Here is an 11,770-nt window from a genome sequence, read left to right as displayed (position 1 = left end):
AGGATCGAATAATGGCTGACTGGGATAGGACTGAGCTTCGTAGACTATATGACGCGGATTTCGCGACTTACCGAGAAGAGGATTGGGCCAAGGCTTGGCGCAAGAATTACATAGAGCATGTCCGAAGCGTGCAGGAGGCTGATTGGGAGGAATGGCGTACTCCAGAGTTTCAGGAGAGGCTGTGGGACAGCGACGCCGTGGCAAAAATTGGCTCCGGTAAGTCTGTCACGGTTCGTGGTGCCTACAGCGACGGAGAGCTTGCCAGGATACTTTTTGAAGCTAGGGTGAACTTGGAAGAAATCCGTGTCGAAGAAAGAGGCGCGTTTGTGCAAGCTTTGTACGACCAGGTCATGGAGGTCGTTCTACGAAAGCATTCGGCACGCCGTCCTAGGGCACGGCTTACGCGCTTGCTGGCAGCGATGTTCCCTGACGACATGACGAGCATCGCCGACAGCCATCGAATATGGAGAATTCAACGAAGCGTTGGTGCGCCTCGCATTGGTGGAGACTTCATAGCGCAGCACCCACCGGTGCGTGCAGCATTTCGTGATGCCTTAGGTAAACCCGAGTCGCTCAACGAGAAGGTCGACCAAGCGATCTTTGCCTGGTTCCTCTGGCAGAAGTTTTTCGGCAAACCAGACGAGGGCGCTATAGCGCCCCACACTTCCGAGCGCGAATCCTCGGACATCCCAGCTTTCTCGATCCTGCCAGCTAACGCACAGCGCCGAAGCCTCACATATGTGAAGGGAAACCTCGAGCTTCTTTTAGCTATGGTTCGTGAGTCCGAACACGGCATCGCTCGGGAGGATCTCGTCACTGTTATACTTAGCGAGGCGACGCAGCTCAATGTCGCTTCCGCAGGCAACATTTTGTCTCAGGCAATGGGAGGCCTCGGACTACTGCGTGTAGACAGCGGAGACATTTATCGCCCAACCGAAAGGGGGCTTGAGCTCCTAGCCGAGGATCCGGCAACCGTACTTAGGGGGCCGCTTATCGGACGGGTCTTTGGAATGGGCCACCTTCTTTTGATGGTTCAGAGGGAGCCCGGTGTCATTACTCCTAGTGAAGCAGCGAGACGTCTGCAATCGCTGGTGCCGACCTGGAGGTCGACTCAACCGGGATCATACATCTCGAAGTGGGCGCGGGTGGTAGGCTTAATCGAAGTTCAGTCATCGGGCGAATTTGTCCTTACAGAAGATGGCGAGGACTATGCCGCAGCTCTGCCAGAAGGGTTCGAGAGCGACTGGTCGTTCCACGCGGGCGAGGAGAGCTTTTCTGAGGTCGCCGATTCCGACGAAGACATTCAGAGATCCGAAAGTGCTATCGTTCAGTCTTACGACGTCGATGCGATCGTAGCGGATGGATGCTTCCTGCCCTCTAAAGACATCGCTGCGACACTCGATTTATTGCGTAGAAAAAGGAACCTTATTCTACAGGGTCCTCCGGGCACAGGCAAAACCTGGCTTGCTAAGCGGTTAGGCTATGCGTTGATCGGTGCGAGAGATCCTGAAAAGCTTATTGCTGTCCAGTTTCAGCCCACGCTCTCTTACGAGGATTTCGTGCGGGGTTGGCGTCCAGACGGAACCAAGGGTCTGCAGCTAGTGGATGGTGTCTTTTTGGAGGCCATAGATGCCGCGATGTCGGACCCGAAAACGCCCTTCGTGCTAGTGATTGAAGAAATCAATCGGGGTAATCCAGCGCAAATCTTCGGCGAGATGCTAACCCTCATAGAAGACGGCAAGAGAAGCGAATTCGAAGCTTTGAGACTAGCCTATCCCCGGACAATTAATGAGCGGAGGTACGTTCCGCCAAACCTCTACATAATCGGGACGATGAATGTCGCTGACCGGTCGCTGGCGCTCGTAGATCTAGCGCTTAGGCGCCGCTTTTCGTTCTTGTCGCTCTCTCCACAATTCAACGAGGTCTGGCGAAGCTGGGTCATTGCGCAAGGAGCACCCGAACAGCTTGTCTCCCGCATCGCTGATAGGATGAATTCCCTGAACTCAGTCATCGAAGGCGATCGTGCACTTGGACGACAGTTCAAGGTTGGACATAGCTTCTTCACGCCAGCTTACCCGCCTAGCGGAGGGGCTGGCGCATGGGAGGCGTGGTACCAAGAAACCGTCGCCACAGAGGTCGCGCCTCTCATTATGGAATACTGGTTCGACGATGAGGAAAAGGCCAAGACACAGACGGCCCGGTTAATGGCGATCTGATGACCGATCTAGAGGTGACGACGTCGACACACTACGCGGGAGAGCCTTGGAAAAGCCATGTCGGCATCCCAATCCGCAATCTATGGGTGCTGCTTTCTTATGCTTCGGGGCTAGCGCGCTTCCTCGACCCTATGAGTACCCAGGTAGATGAGGAGGCTGATTTGCCGGACGTTCTAGGTCGCGTGCTTATACTTGCGGTGGAACGCAGACTCAGACGAGGCCTGTCCCGCGGCTACGAGCTGCGGACGGCTTCGCTCAGTCGTGTGAAAGGGCGAATAGACTGGCTTAGAACCGAATCAGGTCAGTTACTGAGCAAGGGTAAGATTGCCTGCCGCTATGAGGACCTAACGCACGACACGCCGCGAAACCGACTGATCGTCGCGGCGCTGCTTGCCGCCGGCAAGAAGGTTAAGTCACGCGATCTGGCGTGCCAGTGTCTAGGCCTTGCTCAGATATTAGTTGACGTCGGCGTAACGCCGATTCGTCCGTCCAGGTTCGAGATGTCGCGCGAGCGTTTCGGGCGCAACGACGAGCATGACGAAGTTGTCGTCCGGACCGCCGAGCTGATCTTAGACATGAAACTGCCGTCCGAAAACGCAGGAGACGATAAAATAAGTCGGCTCGATCATGATGAAATCCTGCTCAGGCAGATTTTCGAGAAAGCGGTTGCTGGCTTCTACTTCTTAGAATTTCACGGTCGTGACGGGTGGAAAGTGGGGAAGCAGTCCGTAATTGACTGGCACGGTGCTGACGCGACCGATGGTCTGCGTGCGATCCTTCCGACAATGCACTTGGATGTCGTACTTGAGAAAAACGCCTCACGTCGTATCATTATGGACACGAAGTTCACTGGGATAATCAAGCCTCGCAGATACGATGGACAAGGGCTTAAGAGCGCTCACATCTATCAGATCTACTCCTACATTCGATCACAGGCAGGTTACGACGACACACTGGCAAACGAGGCAGAAGGTATTTTGCTGCATCCCGCAATTGACCAGACTTTAGACGAAGCGATCACCATACAAGGCCATCGGATCCGCTTCGTAACGGTAGACCTAGCCGCAGAAGCGTCGGTTCTTCGAGAGCGCCTCCGAGAAATTATTCTGGTTCCGGCCTAAGCGCGCAGCTTGGGCGCGCAGATCAACAATCTATCACAAGCTAGTTTCAATCTTGACATAATCATTTTTGTTCGTATTTTGTTCTGCATGATCAAGATGCTGAACATATCTCGAATAGGTTGAACGGGCAGGCCGCTCCGAAGCGGCGCAGGCAACGTTTATCTAGTCGAGGGTGTTCATGATGAGCCATCCGCATTTTGATACGTCAGCGGCCTTGTGTGCCGCTTTTGATGAAGCTTCTTCCAAACTTTTCTATCCAAAAGGCACAGTCCGGTGTTCTGGCGACCCGATGTTTCGGTCGCGGGCAGCGCGAGATTTAGGCTGCATTCTCGACGTCGATCCGACTGTCGTCGCTTGGCTTTGCTTGCCGTTGGAGTTCGAAACTGAGCTCGGTTCTCATGTTCCGGACTTTCTTGTGAAATACGAGCACGGCAAACCCTTTCTCCTCGACGCTGTCGAGGACGAGGAAAATCCTGCGACCAAGGAAGGCGCTGCCCTTGCCGGTTACCAGTATCGGGGCATCCCGCGAAAAGAGATCGAGGCGGGTTTTCGGCTTGCCAACGCCCGTGATCTCCTCCGGTATGCCCACTCCAGGACGCCTCTGAACGACAGGATCAGAATGCTGTCCGCGCTTGACGAGGTCGGCTCGCTTACTGTCGCAGAATGCCTGCATATTTTCACTGAAGTGAAGCCGATGACAGGCATCGCTTGGATGGCTCTCCATCAATTGATTTCGCTCGAGCTCGACGAAGAGATGATCAACCCCGAGACGGTCATCCGTCGCTTTCAGCGCTAGGGAGTTTGGAATGGAAAACTTCCGTAAGCGTCGCCGCACGGTGACGCTCGAGCGCTTGGCTTATGCGCTTACACTCAAGTCGGCGGCACGCTTGGGCGGCGCCTTTAAAAAAAATGAGATGGGTCGGCAGATTGTGATCGTCCTACGGATCCCTCCTCGATCCGTACTCGACGAATACGTCGCTGCAGCAACCATTCTGACGACCACCGCCGACAGCCTCGCTAGCTTTGAAATCTTTTCCCCTAAACTTAGTACCAAAGGCGGTATTGATAGTGAACTGGTCAGCGGCCAATTGAAATCCAGGCGTTCTATCCTCATCATCTGGCCCTCGGAACATGGGTTCCCAAGAGAAATCGACCTGGCGGCCGACCGCGTTGTAGACGTCGGTGCAGTAAGACCATTCCATCTGGCTGCCGCCGCGAAGGAGTTCTCGGGTCAGAATGTCGACATGGCGGATGCGCGGAAGATGCTGGAGTATCCTCTTGCAGATGTCTTTGCTGCCTTCCGGACAGGGAGACCTGCCTCGGACGTTCTAGCGCGACTTGCCGCAGCTAAGACAGATAAGCAGCGGCCTGTCGTGGAAGCGCCGCCGCGACTCGAAAATCTTGTAGGGTATGGCGATGCGAAAACGTGGGGATTGTCTCTGGCTAGAGACATCGCGGCGTGGAAAGATGGAAAGCTTGCCTGGGCGGACGTCGATCGGGGACTGCTCTTGAGCGGAGCGCCTGGAACCGGGAAGACGATGTTCGCCGGTGCGCTCGCGCGGTCGTGCGGTGCCCATCTGGTCGCGTCGTCCGTCGCGAGATGGCAGGCCGCCGGGCACCTCGACGACACATTGAAAGCGATGCGAAGAAGTTTCGATGAGGCGAAGGCACAGAATCCAAGCATTTTGTTCGTCGATGAGTTTGACGGGATCGGCGATAGAGAGCGAGTTGCTGGAACCGAACACGAAACCTACTGGAGACAGGTTATCAACTTCCTGCTCGAGTTGATCGACGGTCACGACAAACTCGAAGGCGTCGTCGTCATCGGAGCCACAAATTCCCCGGACGCCATCGATTCAGCGCTCCTGCGACCGGGGCGGCTGGACCGGCATATCCGTATTTCGCTGCCGGATGCAGACGCACGAAAACATCTTTCCCGCAGTTATTTCGGCACCCAGTTGTCAGACCGAGAGGTGGACGCGATCGCTGCTGCGACCGTTGGGTTGACCGGTGCGCATTTCCAGACAGTCGGTCGAGACGCAAAGCGGCTTGCCCGCGCGGGAGGAAGGGCCGTTTCATTTGCAGATGTGATGTCGGCTTTACCTCCAGCGAGAAAGATTACCGGAGGCGAGCGAAGGACGATCGCAATTCACGAGGCGGGACATGCGGTTGTCGGAGTTCGACTGGGCGTCGGATTGTTGAATACTGTCGCCGTACCTTGGGAGGCCCATGCCGGACAACCCTTGGGGTTCGCACATTTCGAGTTGGAGGAGGCCCAACTTAGGGAGCGTCAAGGCTGTCTTGACCACATCGCCTTGCTGCTTGGGGGCAGGGCGGCAGAGGAGGTTATCCTCGGTACGGCGTTCGATGGCGCGGGCGATGCCGAGGGCTGCGACCTGCACAAGGCAAGCGATTTTGCGACCAGGATGGAACTTCAGCTTGGTATGGGGGACGGCCTTGCCTACTTCAATTTGAAATCCGTCGAGCAGAGAGATCACTTTCGACGAAACAATCGTGACGTCGCCGCGCGCATCGAGCGTGTCCTTGGTCGGGAGATGGAGCGCAGCCGGGAAATCGTGACGCGGTTCCGAAACGCCATCGAAAAGATAGCCGACGTCCTGGTGGAGAAGGCCATCGTTGAAGGGGAAGAAGTCAGGCGCATTATTCGTGAGACTTCACAGTGACAGATGGAAACGGGGTGATGTGCCTCGACCATTCTTACACGGAAAATGCCGCGCCTCATGTGTCGGCTGGCGGGACAGCTTGGACAGTAGTTGCTTGCTCTAGATACCGGCAAAAGGCGTTCGCAAGCTGCATTTGCCGTGGCGTCCGGCACTGTGCTTCGAAGACGGAAGGCGATGCGACGAGGACGCAGATGCATTTGGCGCGAGACGTAGCCACGTTCAGCCGGTTGAGGCTGTAGAGAAAGTCCATGCCGCGCGGCGCGTCTGCATAGCTTGAGGTCGTCATCGAGTAAATGACGATAGGCGCTTCCTGACCTTGAAATTTGTCGACAGTGCCGATGCGGCCACCGGGGATGCGGTCCTGCAGCTCGATGACTTGAGCATTGTACGGCGCGATTATGAGGATTTCATTGAGCGTAACAGGGGCTTCGACCCCGTGCTTGTCGATCCATGTCGTCCCCGCACCAAGGATCTCATCCACCAAGTCGCGGACGCAGTCAGCTTCCTCAGGCGACGAACTCTGATTGCCTTCGGTCGGCACGGGTACGTAACGCAGGCCCGCGCCGCTGACACGGCCGCCCGACCTTATCTTCTGCACTTCCAGCCCTGGCCGTGGGTGAAGACGGCCGCCGTAGAACAGCTCAGAGGTATAGGCGCAGATGTCCGGGTGAAGCCGCCACGTCTCGGCCAGAAACAGCCCGCGGTCGTCGGCAATGGTCTGATCACCGCCGAGGATGTGATGGAGCGATGAAACGTCGGTGCCTTCTGGATGGCTGCCCTGCATGGGTTGGTCAAGCTGTTGCGGATCCCCGAGCAGCACGATGGTGGATGCCGCCTGAGAGACGGCCAGCACATTGGCAAGCGCCATCTGCGCCGCTTCATCGATAAAGAGTACATCGACGGCTTCGGCGGCGTCGGGTGACGCCCAGAGCCACGCGGTGCCGCCGCCGACGTGGACGCCGTGGCTGATAGCGCCGAGCAGTTCAGGTGCCTTGGTCGTGAAGCGCAAACGGTGGACGTCGTCCTCTTTCTCGGCAGATTTCTGCATACACTGGACATCTACGCCCATCGCGTCGGCCGCCGTCACGACGGCATCCAGAAGATTGCGGATCACCTTGTGGCTGTTGGCAGTCACTCCGACGGTCTTTCCAGCCTGAACGAGTGCGCAGATCATGCGGGCGCCGGTGTGGGTCTTGCCGGCACCGGGTGGCCCTTGAATGGGAAACACGCCCGGCTGCAAATGCGGTGCGATGCGCAGCGCGGCATCGAGCGTGGGTTCGCCGTCCTGCCGGATCGGCTGCCCGCCGAGCCGAGGCGGCATCCGCATGAGAAGATCGCGGGCCGCCCTATATGGACCATCACCCTCCATGCCGTTCACGGAGACATATTCACCAATGCGAACAAGCGCGTTCGCAAGCACGTCAGCTTTAATCACGTTGTGAGCGAAAATGGCCTCGCTGTGGACATCGGCTGTGTCGCCCCGCTTTTTGATGTCGACCCAGCGTTCCTCCAGCGAGATCTCCTCGACGGAGCCGAAATGAGCACCGCCCATGTTCCGCAGGCTTTCGCCGCCGCGCAGCTCCGTCTCCTGCGGGGGGAAGCTGTAGCGGTGGATCGGCGCCTTGGCGGTGCCGCCGGTTGCGCCGATGAAGGAAAGGCCGGACAGGCCCGCCCGCTCTTCGAGCAGGTCCTCCGCCGCGAGATCCGATAGCCGGAAATACTCCCACCACAGCGCCTTCTGCTCCCGCCGGTGCCAGTCGAGCGAATGGGCAAGCAGCCAGCGCGCGTGCTGCTCCGGTGTCCGGTCCGCTGGATCGAGCGGCACGTCGCCGGTTAGCTGGTCGATGAGCGCATTGATCTTCTCCTGCCACTCGCTGAGCTTCTCACTCGGCGCGCCTTCCGGTGCCTCCGGGCGCGGCACATCCGTGCCTGCTGCGACCAGTTCATCGCGGCGGGTCTCAAGCCAGTCGCGCAATTGCCAGGTCGAAACGCAGTCGTCCCTGTTATAGCCGACGACTACCGTGCGGTCGGTGTCATCGATGAATTCCAGATCGCCAAGCTCCAGGCAGGCCTGCACCTTTGCGAGCGCCATGTTTGCGTCGGACAGCTTCGTGTCGCGAGTGAACCCGTACAGCGGTTCGAGCTTTTTGATGGAATAGCTCTCGACGCTCGCCCGCAAGGCGTTCCGGACAACGCCGTACAGATCGACGAAGCGCTTGGAGCGCAGCAGGAAGTCGATCTCTTCCTCGCGGCTCGCGTAACGGCCCATCAGCCGCTTGAGCGCCGCCGGCTCGTAGGGCGCGAAGTGGTAAATGTGCAGATCGGGGTGCCGTTCGAGACGCGCTATGACGAAGTCGATAAAGCGCTCGAAATTCGCCTTCTCGTCCTCGCGGGTAAAAGCCCAATTGCAGGTGTAGCTGGCGGTACTATTTGTGTCGGCGAAGCTGTAGCCGAACAGATATTCGAGGCCGCCTTCACCTGCGAAGGGGTCGCCTTCCAGGTCGAAGAAGATATCGCCGGAGGACGGCGCCGGCAGGTTTGCAAGCCCAAATCCTGGCGCCACAGGCAGCAACTCGTGGATTACAATGCCAGCCTCGCGGCCTTCCACCTGGATGCGCGCCTGTTCGCGGATGCGCTCATAGGAGTAGGCGGCCCCCCGAGTGGGCTTCCAGGCGAGTGGTAAGGACATAACCGCAAGGTCGGCAGCGGTATTGATGCCCTGTCGCTTGAGTTCGTCGATCTGGACTTTGCTGATACCGGCGATGAGGGAAAGATGATCGTCGTCGCGCCGCCGCTGGTCGCAACGATCCTGCCAGCGGCAGATATCGCAATGCGATTTCGGGTCGGGATAGATTTCCTGCTCGCCATAGTCTCTGATTGCATGTGTCAGCCCGTCCCTTACCCGGCGGTAATAGGCCGCGTAGTCGTCCATTCGGAAGATTTGCGGCTCGTAGTCGGACCAGGGCGCGACGACATAGGAATACTCAGGCGTCAGGCCCTGCACGGACGCCACAAATTCGGCATAAAGGCATAGCTGCAGCACTGTGCCACCCTTTGTCTCGCGGGCAAGCTTGGTGTCGATGACCTCATATGACCATGCCCCAAGATCGCTTGGCATCTCGATGCGGCGAAGAATGTCGGTACGGCCCACCCACTCGTTAAGCCGGAACGCGCCCTGGACGATGATAGGATGGCCTTCAACCATGGCCGCTCGGGTCCGGGCAACGGCATCGTCTTCAATCCCAACGCCTTCTATCACAGTGACGTCGAGTCCTTGTGCCTCCAGATGATTGACGAAGTCCTGTTCATGGCGCGCGCCACGCTCCCACAGGATTTGCAAGAGCGGGTCCCAAAAAGCAGGCTTGGAAAGCGTGCCTCGCGCGACCTCGATGTCGAGACCGGTTAGATGGCGGCAATTTAGGTACCCGACAAGGTCGGTAGCGCTAAGCCGAAGAGAGTCGTCACAAAGTTGCATCAGATTATTTTAGCCCTAGTCGTAGCCCAAAAAGGGATTTGTTATGAAATTCTTGATGGTCACGACGCTTGCAATGAGTTCTCGCGCAGCCACACCGTGATGGCGTCTTGAAGCATCCAAGGGGAGGGCGCGCTGCACGTCTCCACGTCATTTCCAGGCTCCATGAAGTAGGACCACTCGAAGTCGTCTGAATACCACGTGCCGATGAACTCGCCGTCCAGAAGCAGAACATCTCCCTTGTCGTCGTTGTTGTGATAACCCGTCAAGACAACCCCGTCTCGGACCATCGCTCCAGAAGCGCTAAGCTGCAAGAGTTGGTTGAACTGCGAGCGTATGGAGTTCTCGGTCAATCCTGTTAGTCTTCCAGTATCGTACGATCTAAACTTAACAAGGCCAATAAAGAGACCGGTGTCATCAATCTCGATATCGCAACTGAAAAGTTCTCCAGCTTCATTTTTTTCGCTCATACCATGGCTCCTTGAGCTACTTTGCGTAAAGTCTGATGGAAACCGATTACTGTCGGAGTGGCTACCGCTAAGAATTTGACTGCCCCTGAGTACCGTAAAATCGACGACGACCGGGCTACCATTCAGGCTGTCTATTGCGCCTTAAGCGTAGTGCGAGCCATCCAGCCTTCTACACCGGATTCAAGTCTGACGCGGCTCCAGCCACCTGTGGTTTCGACTACTTCGACAGCCGCGTTCTTTGGAACGACCAATATGACTGGGAACCTTGTTCCTGCCCCCTTGCGCAGATTGACTGCAGTAGACGCGTACTGAACGTGTTTAAGGGATGGGTTGTCTGGTTCTGTGCCCTCCGCGGAGGAGTTTTTGGCAGGCGGTTCGACCTTAGCCTCTGGTTCAACTTGCACAGTGGGACTTGATTCCGTTGTTGGCTTACGTTCGACTGCCGCAGAAGAGGCCGGGGTATTCTCATTTTCTGCGTGGGTGGCGGCGGCAATCGCAGCAATTGGCTCCGGTCCATCGTTCCCGTTTTTCCCGAGCGTTATGAGTTGGGCGAGAAGCGGAAGTGCCACAAGAAGGAATATTACAGACGCGGCGATTCTCTTCCAACGAGTATGCTTTGACTTGGGAAGTTCTGTGACAGCTTCAGTCACAGGCTTCAAAACCGGGCTCGCTAGGGTCGAGATTGTCCGATCTCTCGGTAGCGCAGCCAATTTTCTCACGCCATCAGCGAACCCGTCAGTGACACCCGTTTTAGATACCTGCACCAATTCGTTCAGGCCACTGCTACTGGTGAAATGGATTGCCTCGTAAAGGCAAATCGGTATTTGCCTGTTGTCCTTGAACCGTCTGTCAGGGCCACCACTTTTGTTGGGATGCTTCCAGGTGTGATCTACAACTCTCGCGTCACCCGGCACTCGTTCAGTCTCAATGAATCGTGAATCCTCCCAGCGGACATTGAGCTGGGCGTAATTCACGGCTCCAACGCGGCCACCATCCTGGACGAGTACGACGTCTGGCATGAAATACATGACCTGGCGTCCCACATGGAGTGCAGGGGGTGTCAGGTTGCTTTTGATGACAATGGGTAGCTTGTAGCTGAGAACTGTCGACTTTCTGTTGACTAGATGGGAGGCTCCAGCGTTACGTTTCCACGCCGTTAGGCTTTCGACCGCGCCGCCTGCTTGAATGTGCCATTTCGCCGAACACTGTTGCAGCCTGTCGAAACCTTCAGTGAGCTGCGTATACGATTTTTCTGCGTCGCCCTCGAGATCGTAATAAAGAACGGTAGATCTGCGGTATGAATCCAGCCATCTACCGATCATCCATCCAAGACCGCCAAGCGCACAGAAGATCAGACCTGCTCCACCGGAAGCGAGCCCAGCGACAAGTCCCAATCCAATCCCGATCCACATCAGAAGCGAAGACATCGCCGTCTGCGCGGCCTTCGAATTGATCTCATTCAGTAGATCGGTGAAGGACTCATCCTTCATGTTCAATACGTCGCCAGACTCGATTTCAATCATCTTGACGTCGTCTGTCTCGAAGGTCAGGTCAGAAGGTACTCTGGAATGCGCTTCAGAGGAGGCGTTCCGACGAGATTGTCCCGCGTTGCTAAGTGTTGCGCGGTAGTAAAGCCCGCCGCGACCAGCGTGAATGTAATGTCCTCGAGGCCCAGTGCCGATCCGTAGCCCCTTCACCCCAACAGACACTCCCACTCCACCTTTGGAGAAGTTGAACCGAAACGGCCCCGCCGATACTGATTTTCGAATATAGAATGGCACGTGAGCCCCCCGGCAAACCATGTTGT

At 56.9% G+C, this 11,770-nt stretch carries 7 protein-coding genes; 4 read left to right on the top strand and 3 right to left on the bottom strand.

Annotated features, from left to right (window positions below):
- Nucleotides 1-11: 11 nt before the first annotated feature.
- The 4 genes from AC27VJ_RS10845 to AC27VJ_RS10830 all read left to right on the top strand — a co-directional run bounded on the left by AC27VJ_RS10845 (nt 12) and on the right by AC27VJ_RS10830 (nt 6,021).
- On the top strand, nt 12-2,216 hold the full coding sequence (locus tag AC27VJ_RS10845) for an AAA family ATPase (RefSeq protein ID WP_488684018.1): 2,205 nt from the start codon (nt 12-14) through the stop codon (nt 2,214-2,216).
- Nucleotides 2,216-3,337: a 5-methylcytosine-specific restriction endonuclease system specificity protein McrC gene (mcrC, locus tag AC27VJ_RS10840; protein WP_488684017.1), complete on the top strand. Its 1,122-nt coding sequence runs from the start codon at nt 2,216-2,218 to the stop codon at nt 3,335-3,337. Before AC27VJ_RS10845 ends, mcrC begins: the two co-directional genes overlap by 1 nt.
- A 178-nt stretch (nt 3,338-3,515) precedes the next feature.
- Nucleotides 3,516-4,133, top strand: coding sequence for a hypothetical protein (locus AC27VJ_RS10835; RefSeq protein ID WP_488684016.1), 618 nt, complete (start codon nt 3,516-3,518; stop codon nt 4,131-4,133).
- Between the two features lie 10 nt (nt 4,134-4,143).
- Nucleotides 4,144-6,021 (top strand): AAA family ATPase, encoded by a 1,878-nt coding sequence (locus AC27VJ_RS10830; protein ID WP_488684015.1) that lies wholly within the window; start codon nt 4,144-4,146, stop codon nt 6,019-6,021.
- A 55-nt stretch (nt 6,022-6,076) separates the two neighbouring features.
- On the opposite strand, the gene AC27VJ_RS10825 is transcribed toward AC27VJ_RS10830, so the two are convergent.
- The 3 genes from AC27VJ_RS10825 to AC27VJ_RS10815 form a co-directional block, all read right to left on the bottom strand.
- Nucleotides 6,077-9,496, bottom strand: coding sequence for a TM0106 family RecB-like putative nuclease (locus AC27VJ_RS10825; protein WP_488684014.1), 3,420 nt, complete (start codon nt 9,494-9,496; stop codon nt 6,077-6,079).
- A 59-nt stretch (nt 9,497-9,555) separates the two neighbouring features.
- Entirely contained in the window at nt 9,556-9,963 is a 408-nt protein-coding gene (locus tag AC27VJ_RS10820) for a hypothetical protein (protein ID WP_488684013.1), read from the bottom strand.
- Between the two features lie 131 nt (nt 9,964-10,094).
- Nucleotides 10,095-11,744: an SH3 domain-containing protein gene (locus AC27VJ_RS10815; protein ID WP_488684012.1), complete on the bottom strand. Its 1,650-nt coding sequence runs from the start codon at nt 11,742-11,744 to the stop codon at nt 10,095-10,097.
- Nucleotides 11,745-11,770 lie beyond the last annotated feature (26 nt).

Source organism: Agrobacterium sp. 20P9.1.2, from assembly GCF_057799395.1.
The sequence above is the reverse complement of the archived record's forward strand: the minus strand, read 5'-3'. Positions and strand labels throughout refer to the sequence as shown.